At 44.6% G+C, this 17,784-nt stretch carries 15 protein-coding genes and 1 riboswitch; of the genes, 9 read left to right on the top strand and 6 right to left on the bottom strand.

All coding sequences use genetic code 11. From position 1 onward, the window contains the following. Window positions 1–42: 42 nt before the first annotated feature. The 3 genes from K6V21_RS01240 (at window position 43) to K6V21_RS01230 (ending at window position 3,070) form a co-directional block, all read left to right on the top strand. Window positions 43–1,338: a histidine-type phosphatase gene (locus tag K6V21_RS01240; RefSeq protein WP_224320614.1), complete on the top strand. Its 1,296-nt coding sequence runs from the start codon at window positions 43–45 to the stop codon at window positions 1,336–1,338. A gap of 188 nt (window positions 1,339–1,526) precedes the next feature. After that, the gene (gene ispF / locus K6V21_RS01235; RefSeq protein ID WP_217716628.1) at window positions 1,527–2,006 is read left to right on the top strand and encodes a 2-C-methyl-D-erythritol 2,4-cyclodiphosphate synthase; all 480 of its coding nucleotides are present in this window, start codon (window positions 1,527–1,529) and stop codon (window positions 2,004–2,006) included. A gap of 47 nt (window positions 2,007–2,053) precedes the next feature. Continuing rightward, the gene (locus tag K6V21_RS01230; RefSeq protein ID WP_224320613.1) at window positions 2,054–3,070 is read left to right on the top strand and encodes a metallophosphoesterase family protein; all 1,017 of its coding nucleotides are present in this window, start codon (window positions 2,054–2,056) and stop codon (window positions 3,068–3,070) included. A gap of 106 nt (window positions 3,071–3,176) precedes the next feature. Here the strand turns inward: K6V21_RS01230 and K6V21_RS01225 are convergent, their stop codons facing one another. Beyond that, window positions 3,177–4,547, bottom strand: coding sequence for a glycoside hydrolase family 28 protein (locus K6V21_RS01225; protein ID WP_224320612.1), 1,371 nt, complete (start codon window positions 4,545–4,547; stop codon window positions 3,177–3,179). Window positions 4,548–4,724: 177 nt separating this feature from the next. Here K6V21_RS01225 and K6V21_RS01220 point away from each other — a divergent pair, with 177 nt between their 5' ends. The 3 genes from K6V21_RS01220 to K6V21_RS01210 are packed head-to-tail and all read left to right on the top strand — an operon-like array spanning window position 4,725 to window position 7,214. Further along, complete coding sequence (locus tag K6V21_RS01220; RefSeq protein WP_224320611.1) at window positions 4,725–5,780, top strand: Gfo/Idh/MocA family oxidoreductase; 1,056 nt, start codon at window positions 4,725–4,727, stop codon at window positions 5,778–5,780. Window positions 5,781–5,788: 8 nt separating this feature from the next. Next, entirely contained in the window at window positions 5,789–6,607 is an 819-nt protein-coding gene (thiD, locus tag K6V21_RS01215; protein ID WP_224320610.1) for a bifunctional hydroxymethylpyrimidine kinase/phosphomethylpyrimidine kinase, read from the top strand. Window positions 6,608–6,611: 4 nt separating this feature from the next. After that, complete coding sequence (locus tag K6V21_RS01210; RefSeq protein ID WP_217716637.1) at window positions 6,612–7,214, top strand: thiamine phosphate synthase; 603 nt, start codon at window positions 6,612–6,614, stop codon at window positions 7,212–7,214. Window positions 7,215–7,354: 140 nt separating this feature from the next. Here the strand turns inward: K6V21_RS01210 and K6V21_RS01205 are convergent, their stop codons facing one another. The 4 genes from K6V21_RS01205 to K6V21_RS01190 all read right to left on the bottom strand — a co-directional run bounded on the left by K6V21_RS01205 (window position 7,355) and on the right by K6V21_RS01190 (window position 11,628). After that, window positions 7,355–8,128 (bottom strand): sulfide-dependent adenosine diphosphate thiazole synthase, encoded by a 774-nt coding sequence (locus K6V21_RS01205; RefSeq protein WP_044269488.1) that lies wholly within the window; start codon window positions 8,126–8,128, stop codon window positions 7,355–7,357. A gap of 110 nt (window positions 8,129–8,238) precedes the next feature. Continuing rightward, on the bottom strand, window positions 8,239–9,930 hold the full coding sequence (gene thiC / locus K6V21_RS01200; protein WP_224320609.1) for a phosphomethylpyrimidine synthase ThiC: 1,692 nt from the start codon (window positions 9,928–9,930) through the stop codon (window positions 8,239–8,241). A 17-nt stretch (window positions 9,931–9,947) separates the two neighbouring features. Next, window positions 9,948–10,568 (bottom strand): thiamine phosphate synthase, encoded by a 621-nt coding sequence (locus tag K6V21_RS01195; protein WP_224320608.1) that lies wholly within the window; start codon window positions 10,566–10,568, stop codon window positions 9,948–9,950. Between the two features lie 59 nt (window positions 10,569–10,627). Next, window positions 10,628–10,722: riboswitch (TPP riboswitch) on the bottom strand. Between the two features lie 54 nt (window positions 10,723–10,776). Further along, window positions 10,777–11,628: a hypothetical protein gene (locus K6V21_RS01190; RefSeq protein ID WP_217712778.1), complete on the bottom strand. Its 852-nt coding sequence runs from the start codon at window positions 11,626–11,628 to the stop codon at window positions 10,777–10,779. Between the two features lie 193 nt (window positions 11,629–11,821). On the opposite strand from K6V21_RS01190, the gene K6V21_RS01185 reads away from it, so the two are divergent. The 3 genes from K6V21_RS01185 to K6V21_RS01175 all read left to right on the top strand — a co-directional run bounded on the left by K6V21_RS01185 (window position 11,822) and on the right by K6V21_RS01175 (window position 16,451). Beyond that, window positions 11,822–12,910 carry a tetratricopeptide repeat protein gene (locus tag K6V21_RS01185; protein ID WP_224320607.1) on the top strand — a complete coding sequence of 363 codons (1,089 nt, stop codon included), beginning with the start codon at window positions 11,822–11,824 and terminating at the stop codon, window positions 12,908–12,910. Between the two features lie 142 nt (window positions 12,911–13,052). Further along, window positions 13,053–16,187 carry a DUF2723 domain-containing protein gene (locus K6V21_RS01180; RefSeq protein ID WP_224320606.1) on the top strand — a complete coding sequence of 1,045 codons (3,135 nt, stop codon included), beginning with the start codon at window positions 13,053–13,055 and terminating at the stop codon, window positions 16,185–16,187. Window positions 16,188–16,202: 15 nt separating this feature from the next. Continuing rightward, complete coding sequence (locus K6V21_RS01175) at window positions 16,203–16,451, top strand: DUF3098 domain-containing protein (protein WP_224320605.1); 249 nt, start codon at window positions 16,203–16,205, stop codon at window positions 16,449–16,451. A 22-nt stretch (window positions 16,452–16,473) separates the two neighbouring features. Here K6V21_RS01175 and K6V21_RS01170 read toward each other — a convergent pair whose 3' ends face one another. Beyond that, window positions 16,474–17,529: a porin gene (locus K6V21_RS01170; protein WP_224320604.1), complete on the bottom strand. Its 1,056-nt coding sequence runs from the start codon at window positions 17,527–17,529 to the stop codon at window positions 16,474–16,476. Between the last annotated feature and the right edge of the window lie 255 nt (window positions 17,530–17,784).

The raw sequence follows: 17,784 nt of genomic DNA, 5'->3' as shown, positions 1-17,784 counted from the left end.
TACTAATGCAATAATAAATATATTAAGAATAACAACTTGTTTATGAGAATGAAACGAACTCTTTTTTCAATCGTCCTGTTAGCAGCTTTTGCTGTTCAAGGTTTATATGCACAAGCCACACGCGAAGAAATCTTCAATGATATTGCAACGACAGGTGGTGTATATTACGCTTACCCCGGTCCTTCGGGCGTCCAGACCAAGGCTCCGAAAGGTTATGAACCGTTCTATATCAGTCACTATGGCCGTCATGGTTCCCGCTGGCTAATTGCGGATGAAGACTACGTCCGCGTGATGGAAGTCTTTGAGAAAGCCCATGCAGCCGGAGTATTAACCGATTTGGGCGAAGATGTCCGTAAACGTCTGGACATTGTCTGGGCAGATGCCAAAGGACATGGCGGCGACCTCAGTCCGGTAGGAGTGAAGCAACAACGAGGCATTGCCGAACGTATGTATCAGGCATTCCCTGAAGTATTTAAAGGTGAACCGCAGATGTCTGCCCGCTCTACCGTAGTTATCCGTTGCGTGCTCAGCATGGATGCATTCTGCGAACGCCTGAAGGAATTCAACCCGAAGATGCAGATTGAGCGCGAATCCAGCAATAAATATATGGATTACCTAAATTTCCATACACAGGAAGCTATGAAGTTTACTTCACGCAAAGGGCCCTGGTATGAGGAATTCCGCAAGTTCGAAGAAGAACATGTCCGTCCGGAACGTCTGGTGAATACACTGTTCAATAGCAAAGAGTATATTCGTAAGAATGTGAATCCTGAAGAACTGATGCGCGGTCTGTATTGGGTTGCTTCTGATATGCAGAACGTGGAACCGGAGGTTTGTTTTTATGATATCTTTGAGAAGCAGGAATTGTTTGATATCTGGCAGATACATAACTATAAGAACTATGTATGCGACGGCCCTTCGCCCATGACGAACGGGCTGATGCTGGCAAACGCCAAATCTCTGGTTGAGAATATCATGGACTCGGCAGACGCGGCGATTGCCTCCGGTACAAACTCGGCCACTTTCCGCTTCGGACACGACGGTAATGTTATTCCTCTGGTGGGCTTGCTGAGACTGGAGAACTGCTATAATGAAGAGTCCGATCCGGCCAAATTCTATCAGGCATGGTGTAACTTCAAAATGGTGCCTATGGCTGCCAATGTGCAGATTGTTTTCTTCCGTAAGAAAGGCAGCGCAGACGATATCATCGTGAAGTTCATGCTGAACGAGAAAGAAGTGAGTATTCCGGTGAAGACCGACATCGCTCCTTTCTATCACTGGAAGGACGTCAGGGCATTCTACAAAGACCTACTGTCCCAATTGCCGGATAGACCGTAAATCATAAGGAATACGGAATAGAACGCAAATTACACAGGTTACGCAATTTCTTTCAGGCCTCCTATCGGTTGCCTTATATAAGACGAAAAATTGCGTAATTTGTGTAATTTGCGTTCTGTCTTTATTCCCCACTTGCTTTTTTTCCGTACTTTCGTGCATTCATCCAATAAAATTAAAAGAAGAACGATATGAAAATACGTGTAGGCTTTGGCTTCGATGTACACCAGTTGGTGGCAGAACGTGAACTCTGGTTAGGCGGTATCCGCCTGGAACATGAGAAAGGATTACTCGGACATTCGGATGCCGACGTGCTGATTCATACCATTTGCGATGCCTTGCTGGGAGCCGCCAATATGCGTGATATCGGTTATCATTTTCCCGATACCGCAGGAGAGTTCAAGGACATAGACAGCAAAATATTACTGAAGAAAACCGTAGAACTGATTGCAACCAAAGGCTATTCCGTGGGCAACATTGATGCAACCATCTGTGCGGAACGCCCCAAACTGAAATCCCATATTCCCGCCATGCAGCAGACGCTTGCCAAAGTAATGGGAATAGATGAAGACGACATCTCCATCAAAGCCACTACTACGGAAAAGCTTGGTTTTACCGGTCGCGAAGAAGGTATCTCAGCTTATGCAACAGTTTTGATAACCAAAGAATAATACTGATTTCAACCTAATAAACTACCTAAAAACTAATTACTAACAACATGAAGAGAATTTCTTTAACCCTTTGTCTGGCTTTTCTGACAGTTCTGTTCTGCCAGGCACAGGTTGCCCCCTTAAAGTTTAACAAGAACGGAGAGTTTAAAATCGCCCAGTTTACCGACATTCATTTTCAGTATCACAATCCAGCTTCAGCCATTGCCTTGAAGCGTATCAACGAAGTTCTGGATGCCGAACGTCCCGATTTGATTGTTTTTACCGGGGATGTAGTTTATGCACCGCCTGCTGATACAGCTATGCGAGCCGTACTTGATTGTGCTTCCTCCCGTAAGATACCTTTTGTCGTGACTTTCGGTAACCATGATAACGAACAAGGCAAAACGCGTGCCGAATTATACGATATTATCCGTTCCATGCCTTACAACATCCAGCCCGACCGCGGTAGCGTTGAGTCTCCCGACTACGTCCTCACCGTGAAATCTTCGGATGGTAAGAAAGATGCTTCAGTGCTCTATTGCCTGGATTCTCACTCGTACTCCAAATTACCGGATGTGAAAGGGTATGACTGGCTTACATTCGATCAGGTGAACTGGTATCGTCAGCAAAGTGCAGCTTTTACCGCCAAGAATAACGGAAAGCCTTTGCCGGCTTTGGCATTCTTCCACATCCCGCTGTCCGAATACAACGAAGCGGCTTCTGATGAGAACGCCATCCTTTATGGTACGCGTATGGAAAAAGCTTGTTCAGCTGCTATTAATACCGGTATGTTTGCTGCTATGAAGGAAGCAGGTGATGTAATGGGTACTTTTGTCGGACATGACCATGATAATGACTATTCAGTCATGTGGAAAGGTATCGTACTGGCTTATGGACGTTTCACAGGTGGTAATACGGAATATAACCATCTATCTAATGGTGCACGCGTAATTGTGTTGAAGGAGGGGGAACGTACCTTTACTTCCTGGATACGCCTGAAAGGTGGTGAGTTAAAAGATAAAACAGTCTATCCCGATAGCTATGTGAAGGATGACTGGCGTAAACGTCCGTTGGTTACGGAGTAATCTTTCTGAAGAGAACATTCTTATATACTATGCAAAAGATGCCACCTTTTATATCAAAAGATGGCATCTTTTACATCAAGCCTCAGAGTGTTCTATGTCTTTACCCTTAGTCTTCTTGCTCAGCGGAAGTAACCTGTTTCCCGTTCACCTCTACGTTTTCGAGCGTTAAGTTCACTACATTGTCCATCTGTATGGCTTTCGGTGCCTGTTTTACCTTTATGTTCCGCAGGGTGATATTATAAAGTTTAGCTTCCGGTAATCCGTTTGCCATGAGTGCTACGCTGTCCACACGGTTGCAAGTTACATCTTCTATGCAGATATTGCGGAAGAGTGTCGGATGATTTCCACCGCGGTATCCGTGGTAGTTCGTACGGAAATTAATCACTCCCCACAGGCAGACGTCCGCTTCTATCCGGCGCATGTTCAGATTTTCAAAGTAACCGCCACGGTCCAGATTTGATTTGAAGTAAATACCGTTGCGGCAACTGTCTATCTTGCAATCCTCGATAAAGATGTTCCGCACGCCACCGGACATTTCACTACCGATGGTAATGGCCCACCGGGCGAAGTGACAGTTACGGATAATCACATTCTCCGTGGCTTGGCCGATGCGCCAGCCGTCCTGGTCGCGTCCTGATTTAATGGCGATACCATCATCTCCCACATTGAAGTCCATGTTCTCAATCAGTACGTTCGTGCTTGATTCCGGATCACAACCATCGTTGTTGTAGTTGTTACTGTCTATATATACATTGCGTACGGTGACATTGTCGCAGAATACAGGATGGATAATCCAGAACGGAGAATCGTAGATCTGTACATCTTCTACAAGTACATTCTTGCAGCCGTAGAATTGTATCATGCATGGGCGCAGGTAATATCCCTCTCCGAATACGCGTTCGTATACCGGGATGGAATCGATACCCATCTGGCGCAAGCGATCCAGGGCGGGACCTTGCAGGGCGTGCCAACCATTGAAAGTTACAGCTCCGTTGCCGTCAATCGTGCCTTTGCCGGTCAGGGCGACATTGGTGCACTGGTAGGCATAGATGAAAGGGGAGTAGTTGAAACATTCCGTTCCTTCCCATTTGGTCAATACCATGGGGAGATAGTCAGAGGCCACGCTCGAGAATTCCAGACGTGCGCCATCTGCAACGTGCAGGTTTACGTTACTTTTCAGCAGGATGGTGCCTTTGCTGAAATAGTTTCCGGCAGGGATGAGAACGGTGCCGCCACCATTTGTATTACATTGATTGATGGCTTCCAATATGGCAGGTCGGCTGTCAAAACTCGTATCGCTTTTTGCCCCGTAGGCAGTTACGTCATATATACTGTCCGGAAAAGTAGGCGGAACAATGTTCTTCAGGATTTCGGGGACTTTTGCCCATTCACCGGATTCTTTGCGGGTGGTTGCAGTACCGCTACATGCTGCCCACAGAATGGGAAGCAGACAGGATAAAAAAGCTAATTTCTTCATGGTATTCAATCTAAATATGGTATTCAATCTAAATAATGCATGTGGCAAAAATACCTGTTTCCAGTCGAAGTATATAGGCAGAATTGATTTTTGGATTGGAGATTTTGATATTATCGTTGCTTCATGAAGCAAATAATGATAAATTCATTAGTTTTGCCGAAAGAAAAAATGAAAGATATGGATAAGATAAGAACCGGATTGGCTGCCTTTGGAATGTCGGGACAAGTGTTTCATGCTCCTTTTATTTCCACAAATCCTCATTTTGAGTTGACTGCTGTCACTGAGCGTAGTAAAGAATTGTCACGGGCGAAGTATCCGCAATCCCGTATTGTGCGTAGTTTTGATGAGTTGATAGGAATGGAAGAACTGGAGTTAGTGGTAGTGAACACCCCTGACAGTTCCCATTACGAATATGCCCGTCGTGCTCTCGAAGCTGGAAAACATGTTATCGTTGAAAAACCTTTCACCACTACTGTAGAGGAAGGTGAAGAACTCGTAGCTCTTGCTGCGGAAAAAGAACTGACCTTAAGTGTTTACCAGAACCGTCGTTGGGATTGTGATTTCCTGACCGTGAAAGAAATATTGGCTCAGGGATTGTTAGGCCGTTTGGTCGAATTTGAATCAACCTTTCCCCGTTACCGGAATTTCATCAAGCCGAACACCTGGAAAGAAACCGGCGAGAATGGTGGTGGTCTGACTTATAATCTGGGTGCCCATGTCATCGACCAGGCTGTTCAACTATTTGGCATGCCCGAAGCTGTATTTGCTGATATTGCAACTTTACGTACCGGTGGTAAAGTAGATGATTATTTTATCATCCATCTGATGAAACCTGCCCGGATGCCGGAAGTGAAAATCACCCTGAAAGCCAGCTGTCTGATGTGTGAGAATGAGCCTCGCTTTGTTCTTCATGGAACGGAAGGCTCTTATGTGAAGTACGGTCTTGATCCTCAAGAGGCGGATCTGACTAAAGGTCTGTTGCCGGATGCCCCGCATTGGGGAGAAGAGGATGAATCCCAATGGGGAATACTCCATACGGAAAAAGATGGTAATGTGGTGCGGAAACCTTATCCGACCCTTCCCGGAAACTACGCTGCTTTCTATGAGAATATTTATCAGCATATCCGGAATGGCGAAGTGTTGCAAAGTGATGCGTGCGAAGTGCTTGGCGTTATCCGCCTGATTGAGGCGGCATGGGAGAGTAGTCGTACAGGGAATGTTAGAAAGTTGTAATTTGGTTTATGGATAAGAAAGCAATCGTTCTTTCCGTTGCCGGTTCCGACAGTTCCGGTGGTGCGGGTATACAGGCAGATATAAAAGCTATCTCGGCACTTGGAGGTTATGCAGCTACTGCCATCACAGCCATTACAGTGCAGAATACATTGGGTGTGCAAGCCGTTCATCCTGTTGCTGCAGAGTTGGTAGGCCAACAGATGCAGGCGGTGATGGAAGACTTGCAACCGGATGCCATTAAAATAGGTATGACCGGAAACGTAGAGATTATCTATGAAATAGTACGGATACTGCGTCGCTATTCTCCCCGGAAAGTGGTTTTCGATCCGGTGATGGTTTCTACCAGCGGGCATAGTCTGATGACGGATGAGGCATTGGAAGCCATTCGTACTAAGTTGATTCCGAAAGTAACTCTCGTAACTCCTAATCTGCACGAAACAGAAGTATTGTTGCAACAACCGGTTCAGACGATTGATGAAATGGAGGATGCCGCATGCCGGTTATTCGAAAAATATCACTGTGCTTTTCTTATTAAAGGAGGTCATCTGACCGGTCATGAAATGTGCGATGTACTTTATGACGGAAAAGAACTGAATATCTTTGGTGGCAGGCGTATTCATTCCGCCAACCTGCACGGTACGGGATGCACGCTTTCATCCGCCATTGCCACTTTTCTGGCGCAAGGATCATCCTTGTATGAAGCAGTGGAACAGGCCAAAGAATACATTTCCTGTGCTATTGAAGCCGGGAAGAATTTACGTATAGGGCAGGGGAATGGTCCTTTGTGGCATTTCCCGTTTCCGACGCATCCGGTAAATGAAGGATAGAAAAATGAAACTGATTATTATCACCTCTCCGGATTTTATTCCGGATGAAGCACGCATCGTCACTGAGTTATTCAAAGCCGGACTGGACTTGCTGCATGTACGCAAACCGGATGCGGATGTTCATGCGGTAGAAAATCTGCTGCAAGGTATTGCTCCGGAATATAGAACCCGGATTGTCATTCATGATTTCTTTTCTTTGAAAGATAAGTATCTTCTAGGCGGAATTCACTTGAATTCCCGTCATCCGGAGGTACCTGCAAATTATGAGGGAATACTGAGTCGTGCCTGCCATAGCTTGGAAGAAGTGGAAAGTACAGTCTCCCTGTTCAATTATGTGCTTATGAGTCCTGTTTACGATAGCATTTCCAAACAGGGATATCGCTCGGGATATTCAAAGGATGAGTTGAAACAAGCACAGGAAAGCGGAGTCATCCATGAAAAGGTAGTAGCCTTAGGCGGAATAAGTGAGGTGAACCTTGTGGAAATAAAGTCTCTTGGCTTTGGCGGTGCAGCTTTATTAGGAGATATCTGGAACCGTTACCATACGTGGAAAGATGCCGAAGAGTTGCTTGCTCATTTCAGGAGGCTGAAAAAGATTGCAGGATAAGTCTATACAAGAGTATGCCGGAGATCACCACAGATTACACCGAATTCTAAGACCTACGCAAATATTTGCGTAGGTCTTAGAATTCGGTGTAATCTGTGGTGAAAAATTGCCCACCTTGATAAATAGTGGCTTCTGAGAAATTACTTCTTCAGTTTCGCAATAATTTCCTCAGCTACCTTTTTACCGGACATCAACATTCCTCCAAAGATCGGTCCCATACGCGGAGTGCCCGAAACGGCGGAAGCAGCCATACCGCAAACGTAAAGTCCCGGATAGATTTCCTTCGTACCGTTTACAACCTCTTCCTCTCCTGCAATTACATCCAGTGAACGTTCGCCAATTACACCACCGGTTTCGGTAGCCAGGCGACTGCCATTCTTGCGGGCTACGGTAGCGGCTATTTCGCTGTCATGGCCTGTTCCGTCTATTACTATCTTTGCAAGGATGTTTAGCGGGTCCACGTGCATACCTTCGCGCAATACGGGAGTCCAGTTTACCACTACTCCGCTTACCGTATTATTCTTGAAGATAACATCTTCTACGGAATAGCAGTTGAATACGGTGGCTCCGGCATGTACGGCATGATAAAGCAATGCAGAGGTACTCTCTACAGAGTCCATCACATATAAGCCGTCCTCATATTCCTCGTGGTTGATATTGAATTCCTTTACAATGTCAATCGCTTCTTCCTGAATCACAATCTGGTTGAACATCATGGCACCGCCCCACATTCCGCCGCCGGGAGCAAGCTTACGGTCGAATTGCGCTACTTTCAACCCGGCCTTTGCCAGATAATAAGCGGCTACTATGCCCGACGGACCACCACCTACAATGGCGACGTCCAGATCAAGATTTCTCTCTAATTTCTCAAAATAGGTACTGATGATACCTTTGGATACTTTTGTTTCAATCATTTTCTTATAAGTTTAAAAAGTAATATGTTGCAAGCTACGAGCTACAAGTGGTTTGCTGTTTCATAGCGCAGCCACTTGTAGCTTGTAGCTTGTAGCTCGTAGCTTGTAGCTCATTCATTGCAATCCTTCAACTGCTGACTGATGCGCATGGCACAGAAGTTGGGCCCGCACATGGTGCAATACTTCCCGTTCAGGTGGTTGGCTTCCTTGTAATATTGTAAGGCGCGTTCCGGATCGAGACTCAGATTGAACTGGTCTTTCCAGCGGAATTCATAGCGGGCTTTGCTTAAGGCATCGTCACGTACTTCGGCACCCGGATGGCCTTTGGCAAGGTCAGCGGCGTGTGCGGCAATTTTGTAAGTTACCACTCCTACGCGTACATCTTCTTTCTGCGGTAATGCAAGATGTTCTTTGGGTGTCACATAGCAAAGCATCGCTGTTCCGTACCAACCGATTTGTGCTGCGCCAATGGCACTTGTGATGTGATCATATCCCGGTGCAATATCTGTAACCAGCGGACCGAGAGTATAGAACGGTGCTCCGTGGCATTTCTCAATCTGCCGGTCCATATTTTCCCTAATCTTATGCATGGGTACGTGTCCCGGACCTTCGATGAATGCCTGTACATTTTTTGCCCAGGCGCGTTCTACCAGTTCTCCCATCGTATCCAGTTCCGCAAACTGTGCCCGGTCGTTCGCATCGCGGATAGCTCCCGGACGCAAACCGTCACCTAATGAAAGTGCCACATCATATTGTGCGCATATATCGCATATATCATCGAAATGCTCATACAGGAAACTCTCTTTCTGATGGATTTTACACCATTGGGAGATAATGCTTCCTCCCCGGCTCACCATTCCGCAAAGGCGGTTATTGGCATAGTGAATATTCTTCAGTCGGATGCCACAGTGGATTGTAAAATAATCCACTCCTTGTTCGCACTGTTCGATCAGGGTATCCTTAAATAGTTCCCAGGTAAGGTTTTCCGCCTTTCCGTGTACTTTCTCCATTGCCTGATACATGGGAACCGTACCTACCGGAACAGGACAATTCCGGATAATCCATTCCCGTGTCTCGTGAATATTCTCTCCTGTAGATAAGTCCATCAGCGTATCTCCACCCCATTTGCAACTCCAGACGGCCTTTTCCACTTCTTCTTCAATCGTGGAAGAGGTAGCTGAATTTCCGATATTCGTATTAATCTTTACGAGGAACTTTGAACCGATAATCATAGGTTCTGCTTCGGGATGGTTGATGTTGGCGGGTAAGGCGGCACGTCCTGCCGCAATTTCATCACGCACAAACTCCGGTGTGATGTAGGTTTCTATGCCCAACTCTTGACAGTTCATATTCTCACGGATGGCTACATACTCCATTTCCGGTGTTATGATACCCTGCTTGGCATAGTACATCTGCGTAATCTGCTTGCCTGCTTTGGCGCGATAGGGCAAAGTGATATGATCAAAACGCAGGGAGTCAAGACTTTTGTCTGCCAGACGCATCTTTCCATATTCGGAGCTGATTTCCGTCAACCGTTCTACATCCCGTTCCTGTATCCACGGTTCGCGGAGGCGTGGCAAACCTTTCTTTAAATCTACCTTCTGTTCCGGATCACTGTATGCGCCGCTTGTATCATATATGTAGACGGGCGCATTCTCCGTCATAACTTTTTTCCCGTTTTCCACTACTACGGTAGGGGTAAGGTTCACTTTGCGCATCCCAACTTTCAGATAAGGATGGAGTTGCCCCTGCATATAGACTTTCTCGGATTCGGGATAAGTAATTTTTGTTTTATCTTCCATGGTTCACTAATTGATTGCTATTGGGCCAGTCGTATAATTGTTTCCATTTCACGTACCGGATTCTCAGCTTTTAGAATACCGCCGCTCAATGCTATTCCGCTCAGTCCTGATGCTTTCAGGGATGGGATGTCCTCACGTGTGATTCCACCGATGGCAACGACAGGAATTGTTATTCCTTCTTCGTGCATTTGCGTCAGGATGGAATGATAACCGTCCAGTCCCAGAATGGGTGATAACTTTTGTTTGGTAGTTGTGAAGCGGAAAGGGCCGCAACCGATGTAGTCGGCGCCATCAGCGGCATGTTGCCGGATGTCCTCGAACGTGTTGGCTGTTCCGCCAATAATGAAATCTTTGCCCAGCCTTTCCCTTGCTTCTTTTATCGGCATATCCAGTTTTCCTAAGTGGACACCGTCCGCGCCAATCTGTTTCACCAGTTCCACGTGGTCATCAATGATGAACGTGGCTCCGTATTGGCGGCAGAGTTCCTGCACTTGCATGGCTGTGGCTTTCAGCTCTTCTGAAGAAGCATCCTTCATCCGAAGCTGAACCCAGCGGCATCCCCCTTCAAGGGCTATGCGTGCGGAGTCCGAATAAGAAATGGATGCCGTAAAATGCGTAATGAATTGTACGTCAAACATTCAAACTCTGAATTTAGAAATTATACTTACAGAAAGGGATAGTAGTATAAACGAATAGTAGAATATAGAAAGAAAATTCCCTTCGACGGTACTAACCGTATCAGGTTCATTGGGTATAATCTCAGCTATTTTTATAGCACCCCCTTTTCTGCCGGCAAAGAAAGGACGAATGTTTTTAATAGGAATAATACCGCTCTATCTTTTAAGTTTATTTAAACTTGACATAATTGAGGCGGGTGTATTGTTTGTTTCCCGAAGTAAAGGTACAAGAGATGCGTGCCGAAGCAATATATACCGATTCTCCGGGCTTGAAGGCGTGCTCCGTAGCAGGTACCTGGCAAGATTCCCGGCTTGCCGTACGCGAGCTGGTTCTGAAAGTGACGAGATTGCCGATAGGGTCTTCCAAGGTAAGTATCTGCCGGACATAGAAATAAGGAGTCGTTCCTTTCACGGTGGTTTTGTAAGGATCGTCTTCCAGTCGGACACGGAGCACTTTCAGTGTCAGTTCTTTCACTTTATCCCCTTCTTTTCCCAGAAAACGGCTGGTAGAATATTTCTGATGTGCCTGCCGCTTCTGAATATCCAGATGGACGGAATGATATACTTGTGCTATCTGTACGAAGCGTTCCTGTTTTGGTATACGTGGAGTAAACTTATAAGCAATCCAACTCACATATGCCGGATCGATACGGAAGATTTCGTGCAGGAAATGTCCATGATACTTTCCGAAAGAGATAATGTCGTCTCCCTTACTCTGCATGCGTTTGACATTGTATTCTACTAGCAGAATGCAACGTGGAGAATAATAACATAGGCTGCTTGCCGCTCGCAGACTTTCATGGATGTCTGTAGAGAGGTCCTGGACGTAAAAGATGGACTGGCGTTCGGGAAGAGGGGAATACACCCATAAGGAGTAACGGGGAGATTCCGGACGGGGCAGTACAACCAGATAAGCACCTGCCTCTTTGTAAGAGGTTCTTCCCTGATTGTATTCGTTTAGTTTCTTGTACAACAGTTCTTGTTCAGCTTCTGATATACCAGGAAGAATCGGATTTGCCATAAGCTCTGAGTTATTTACTCAAATATATGATTTTTCGGGCAAATAATCAAGTTTTGTATGGAAAAGTTTAGAAAGTATCTCTTTTTTTATACAATTCATCTTTTCGCTGTGATGTGTTTCTTTTATTTGCTACTCTAACAATAATCTTATAAATTTGTCGCATATTTGTATGCAGAGATTAAAAATTGGGAATATGAGTAATCTTCGAATTTTATTGTATGTATTTATCCTTTCTTTGGTTGCATGTCATCCGGAGGGGACTAATGTGAAACAAGGATTGGACAAAGCCGCTCAGTTAATAGAGCAAGATCCGGATACGGCATCCATTATTCTTGAAACGATTCAAATGAACCAAATGAATGAGGAGCAACTTGCAGAATATAATTTGCTTTGTACTCAATTCAATGAAGATAAAAATATACCTCATTCTTCTGATAATCAGATTCGTCAGGCGGTATCTTATTATGAGCAATACGGAAATGAACTTCAAAAGTCGAAAGCCTATTATTATCTGGCATGCGTAGAGAGTGATTTGAATCATGAGAAAGACGCCGAAGTTCATTTCAAAGAAGCAATAAAATTAGCTGCACAAGCAGAAGAATATGAGCAAATGACTAAGATTTGTAAGAGATGCAGCCTGTATTATCAGAAATATGAAAACTTTGACGAAGCACTGGAGATGGAAAGAAAAGCATACGCCAGCCAGTTGATGTTGATTGACAGTAAAGATAACTCTACTATTATTCTATCTTCTGCCTTAGGTTTGTTGGGTGTTATGTCTCTCTTGCTCGGATTACTTTGGAAGAAACATTTGTCTGTACATTCGCAACTGGATACCTTTAAGGAAGAAATGCAGATGAAAGAGATTGAATCTGACAAACTGGTGATGCAGTGTAATTACCTCGAAGAAAAATATCAATCCCTTCAACAACATATTTATGAGAGTTCTCCGGTTGTCTCAAAAGTCCGTCAGTTGAAGGAACGAACAGCTTTATCTTCTAAAATATCTTTTTTCTCTGAGAAAGACTGGACAGAACTTTTGCGGCTTCAGGAAAGTGTTTACGGACTTGTATCCAAATTGAGAGGGATAAGTCCGAAACTTACGGAAGAGGATTTAAGGGTATGTGCCTTTTTACGCGAGGGCGTTCAGCCTGCTTGTTTTGCTGATTTAATGAAACTGACTGTTGAGACTCTGACCCGGAGAATCTCCAGGATAAAAACGGAGAAACTGATGTTGGCAAACTCTAAAGAATCGTTGGAAGATATTGTAAAATCATTGTAGGTCTGAATTTGTCTGTAATTGGTAATGTGATGTTGCTGGTTATCAGTTGACTATGTTGCCGGGATGTCCGTGCTCGTCCGGTAAAATCCTTCTCTTTTATAGGCCTGTTCTATAACTTTGCAAACAAAAAAGTTACAGAACAATGAGCAACTTATTATTTAAAAAGTGGAATGATTTTAGTGGGTGGATTGTCTTTGTGATAGCAGCTTTTGTATATGGAATGACGATTGAACCTACCGCCAGTTTTTGGGACTGTCCCGAATTTATCTCGTGTGCCGAAAAGTTACAAGTGGGGCATCCGCCGGGTGCACCTTTCTATATGCTTGTTGGAAACTTGTTTACTCAGTTTGCTTCCGATCCGTCACAAGTGTCCTGGATGGTTAATTTTCTGAATGCGTTGCTGAGTGCCGGTTGTATCTTATTTCTTTTTTGGAGTATCACCCGCTTAGTAAGGTTCCTGATAATAAATGATGGGCAGAATTTATCGACGGCGGATGTTATTATCATTCTGGGGGCAGGGTTTGTTGGAGCCTTGGCATATACATTCAGTGACACATTCTGGTTCAGTGCGGTAGAAGGTGAAGTCTATGCCTTCTCTTCTTTTCTTACGGCACTGGTGTTTTGGATGATTCTTCGCTGGCAAGATGAGTCGGATTCGGTATATGGCGACCGTTGGCTTATCCTGATAGCTTATATCATAGGGCTGTCAATCGGAGTGCATTTGCTTAATTTACTCTGTATCCCGGCTATTGTGTTGGTTTTCTATTATCAGAAATATCGGACGATATCGCTTAAAGGAGTAGCTGCGGCAATTGCTATATCCGGTCTTCTCATTATATTTATTCTTTTTGTTTATATTCCGGGCATGGCTGATATGGGAGGCTGGTTCGAACTGCTTTTTGTCAATGTATTCGGGCTTCCTTTCCACACAGGGCTGATAAGCTTTTTAGCTTTAACATTTTTCGTACTGGCCGGAGCCATTTATCGTTTCCGAAAACGTATGTTGCATACTTCTTTATGGTGCTTGCTTATGCTCACCGTAGGTTATACCACCTATGCGGTGATACTGATTCGTGCCAACGCCAATACTCCGCTTAATGAGAATGCGCCGGACAATATTTTTACGCTCAAAAGTTATCTGAACCGAGAGCAGTATGAAAGTGCTCCCCTGCTTTATGGAAAAACCTACGCTTCCGAACCGGAATATGTGCCCGAGGGTGACTATTACAGAGTAAAAACCACAAAGGGGAGTGCTGTATATCGCCCGGATAAAGAAGAAGGCAAATATAAAATAATCCGGCATAAAGAAGATGTGTGCTATACTCAGAATATGCTGTTTCCCCGGATGTGGAGTGAGCGCATGGCTTCTTCTTACAAAAATTGGACAGGAGGAAACGAGGCCGCTCCCACACAAAAAGAAAACCTGACTTATTTCATTACCTATCAACTCAATTATATGTATTGGCGCTATTTCTTGTGGAACTTTGTAGGACGGCAGAATGATGTGCAGGGAAGTGGCGAACCGGAACATGGGAACTGGATAACAGGAATTTCCTGGTTGGATAATTTAAGATTGGGAGACCAGAGCTTGTTGCCGGAATCCCTGCGCCAGAACAAAGGGCACAATGTGTTTTACGGATTGCCGCTATTATTAGGACTGTTCGGCATCTATTGGCAATGGAACCGCAGCAAGAAAGGCAAACAGCAGTTTAGTGTACTGTTTTTCCTCTTCTTTATGACAGGATTGGCTATTGTGCTTTATCTGAATCAAACACCCGGTCAGCCGCGCGAACGGGACTATGCATACGCCGGTTCGTTCTATACTTTTGCTATCTGGATAGGGATAGGTGCTGCCGGATTGTGTGATGTGCTTCGCCGGAAAACGACTTCTACGATACAGGTTGGTGTATTAATGACAATCTGTTTATTGATTCCGGTGCAAATGGCCACTCAGACGTGGGATGACCATGACCGGAGTGCCCGTTTCACTTGTCGCGACTTTGGGGCTAACTATCTGATGACTCTTCCCGATACGGGAAATCCGATTATCTTTTGTAACGGGGATAATGATACTTTCCCATTGTGGTATAATCAGGATACGGAGGAAGTGCGCAGGGATGCACGTGTCTGCAACCTAAGCTACGCACAGACCGATTGGTATATTTATCAACAGCAATGTCCGTTGTATGATGCTCCCGGACTACCTATAAGTTGGAATAAGAATCAATATCAGGAAGGTAAAAACGAATATGTGGTCGTACGCCCGGAACTGAAAAAGCAAATAGAGGAATTGTACCGGAGAAATCCGGAGGAAGCACGTGACAGCTTTGGAGAAGACCCGTTTGAAATAAAAAATATCTTGAAATATTGGATATTCTCAGAGAGACAGGAATTTAATGTAATCCCTACGGATACGATAAATATCCATATTGATAAGGACGCGCTGCTTCGTTCGGGAATCATGCTTCCTGAAGCAATCCGGCATTTGAAGGGGGAAGAACTGAAAGATGCGATACCGGACAAACTTTATATTCCTTTAAAAGATATACGTATGCTGAACAAAGTAGATTTACTGATGCTGGAGATACTGGCGAACTGTAATTGGGAACGTCCGCTTTACCTTGCAATCTCCGTAGGGAGTGTCAGTAAACTGAAGTTTGACAATTACTTTGTGCAGGAAGGATTAGCATTCCGCTTTACGCCTTTTAACTATAAGAAGTGGGGAGATGCCGACGAAAACAGGCCTTATGCAGTAGATGTGGAAAGGCTTTATGACAATGTAATGAACAGATATAAATATGGCGGGCTGAATACCCCGGGGCTCTATCTGGATGAAACAACCCTGCGTACGTGTTGGTATCATCGCAGGCTTTTCGCGCAACTGGCCAAAGAACTGATAATACAAGGAGACCCTGCGCGTGCAAAGAAAGTACTTGCTTATGCGGAACAGGCTGTTCCGGGATATAATGTTCCCGAAACGTATGAAAGCGGTTCTTATAGCATAGCAACAGCCTATGCCGCATTGGGCGAAAAGATGAAAGCGATAACCCTGACAGAGCATTTGATAGCCGAAGCGGAAGATTATATCAACTGGGCTTTTTCATTAAAGGGAAACCGTATGGAAATGGTCCACAATGATTGTATCTATAAATTCTGGCAATGGAACCAATGTAATGAACTTCTGAAGGAGGTAGATGAAGAGAGATATAAAGAGAGCAACAGACGGTTTGAAGATAAATATGCACTATTTGCTCCAAACATGGGTTACAAGAACTAAAAACAAAAGCAGAATATGGGATCAAAAATAATGAAGCAGAAGGAGACAGAAACGGTATTTGGCAGGAGAAATTATGTGATTCTGCTAATTGGCTCGGTAATAATAATAGTAGGATATCTGTTCATGAGCGGTGAGGGGAGTACCCCCGCCGCCTACAACCCTGATATATTCAGCGGATTGCGTATAAGGGTAGCTCCCATCGTTTGTCTGACAGGGTATTTGATTAATATATTCGGTATCCTGTACCGGCCTGGGCGGGGCTGATTATTTCAAAGTTTTGCGTGCCTTAGAACCTCACCATCAGTTCCAATACAATCTTATCTTGTTCAGACTCTTTGGCAATACTGTTTTTGGCGTAGAAATACTTTTCGTAGTTCAGCCGGAGGTCTGTACGGAACGCTTTGCTGAGGCTGAAAGTGATACCTCCGGTTATACGGTGGCGTTTGTAGTCGGTGGTAGTCAAAGCGCCGGTTTCTTCATCAATGGCTTTCCCATCGCTTTGGCTGGTCATCATGTCGTAGCGTGCCAGAAAGGACATCTTGTTGAATACTTTTCGTAAAGGGAGGTCGTAATTGATAAAACTATTTACGGCATGCACGTTGTCATAGGCATTGTCTGCATAAGTTTTGTACAAATACTCTCCTTCAATATGGAAGCGTCCGAATTCATAGAAAGCACCGATATCATACGAGTTTATCCTTACCTCTTGTGGCTGGATGCTCTGTATACTTAAAGCCAGATTCAGCTTTTTGGCGAAAAGGAATTGTACTTTGGCGGAATAGTTTACCTCTTTGTGCCATTCTTTTTGATTAGTCAGTCCCGAACCATTGTAGAGTCCGCCTTCTAAGGTTACAGGTACTCCTGTGCCGAATTTATATCCCAATGTAACACCAACGTCACGTACATTACCAACTTGTTTCGCGATAAACGAACGGTTAGCGAAATATTGCTGATGTGGAGAGCGGTGGGCGTCGATTGTAAATGGTACTCGCATTTGTCCTGCGGTGACGGTCAGGTCTTTTATCGGGAAAAGGCGGGCGTAGGCATCCAACATTTTGATTTGTCCTTCATCGGAGAGATCAATTTCCGCCTTATAAGCTACGATAGGCAATACATTTCCGGTAATGCTGATGCGTGCGTTGCGTACTTCGAAACGACTGGCAGCCATTTCAGTCTGATACTCAAACTTAGTACGGATAGTACCGTGTATTTCCGGCAGGTAATCCTTTGTTTCCAACTCTTCTTTATCAATCTTCTTTCCGTCCTCGTTGCGGTACGGCGTCTGGGCGTTTGCTGCCAGTGACAGCAGGGTGATGAGCAGCATGAATACGCTTTTCTTCATAATCATTAGTTGTAGTCGATTAATTAATGGCGGCAAAGTTCAGACATGTGTGTTATGTTTTTGTGTCATGCATGTTTCGTTTTGATTACAATCATCTTTATCTCTTCATTTCAGTGGCGATATTGCCCTTGAGAACCCATTTTCCTTCACTTTTATTAAAGGAGGTAACATAAACGAAAAAACGTGTTACACAAATATGAAGAATCTCTCTGAAAAAAGCATTCTTTTGTAACCGTTTCCAATTAGTGAGTGATA

The sequence above is a fragment of the Bacteroides cellulosilyticus genome (assembly GCF_020091405.1).
Classification (GTDB): domain Bacteria; phylum Bacteroidota; class Bacteroidia; order Bacteroidales; family Bacteroidaceae; genus Bacteroides.
The sequence above is the reverse complement of the archived record's forward strand: the minus strand, read 5'-3'. Positions and strand labels throughout refer to the sequence as shown.

Excerpts from the sequence above, each read along its gene's own strand:
- K6V21_RS01230 (WP_224320613.1), top strand. The coding sequence starts at position 2,054 with ATGAAGAGAATTTCTTTAACCCTTTGTCTGGCTTTTCTGACAGTTCTG.
- thiC (WP_224320609.1), bottom strand. The coding sequence starts at position 9,930 with ATGGAAGATAAAACAAAAATTACTTATCCCGAATCCGAGAAAGTCTAT.
- K6V21_RS01185 (WP_224320607.1), top strand. The coding sequence starts at position 11,822 with ATGAGTAATCTTCGAATTTTATTGTATGTATTTATCCTTTCTTTGGTT.
- K6V21_RS01190 (WP_217712778.1), bottom strand. The coding sequence starts at position 11,628 with ATGGCAAATCCGATTCTTCCTGGTATATCAGAAGCTGAACAAGAACTG.
- K6V21_RS01220 (WP_224320611.1), top strand. The coding sequence starts at position 4,725 with ATGGATAAGATAAGAACCGGATTGGCTGCCTTTGGAATGTCGGGACAA.
- ispF (WP_217716628.1), top strand. The coding sequence starts at position 1,527 with ATGAAAATACGTGTAGGCTTTGGCTTCGATGTACACCAGTTGGTGGCA.
- K6V21_RS01240 (WP_224320614.1), top strand. The coding sequence starts at position 43 with ATGAGAATGAAACGAACTCTTTTTTCAATCGTCCTGTTAGCAGCTTTT.
- K6V21_RS01205 (WP_044269488.1), bottom strand. The coding sequence starts at position 8,128 with ATGATTGAAACAAAAGTATCCAAAGGTATCATCAGTACCTATTTTGAG.
- K6V21_RS01225 (WP_224320612.1), bottom strand. The coding sequence starts at position 4,547 with ATGAAGAAATTAGCTTTTTTATCCTGTCTGCTTCCCATTCTGTGGGCA.
- thiD (WP_224320610.1), top strand. The coding sequence starts at position 5,789 with ATGGATAAGAAAGCAATCGTTCTTTCCGTTGCCGGTTCCGACAGTTCC.
- K6V21_RS01195 (WP_224320608.1), bottom strand. The coding sequence starts at position 10,568 with ATGTTTGACGTACAATTCATTACGCATTTTACGGCATCCATTTCTTAT.
- K6V21_RS01175 (WP_224320605.1), top strand. The coding sequence starts at position 16,203 with ATGGGATCAAAAATAATGAAGCAGAAGGAGACAGAAACGGTATTTGGC.
- K6V21_RS01180 (WP_224320606.1), top strand. The coding sequence starts at position 13,053 with ATGAGCAACTTATTATTTAAAAAGTGGAATGATTTTAGTGGGTGGATT.
- K6V21_RS01170 (WP_224320604.1), bottom strand. The coding sequence starts at position 17,529 with ATGAAGAAAAGCGTATTCATGCTGCTCATCACCCTGCTGTCACTGGCA.
- K6V21_RS01210 (WP_217716637.1), top strand. The coding sequence starts at position 6,612 with ATGAAACTGATTATTATCACCTCTCCGGATTTTATTCCGGATGAAGCA.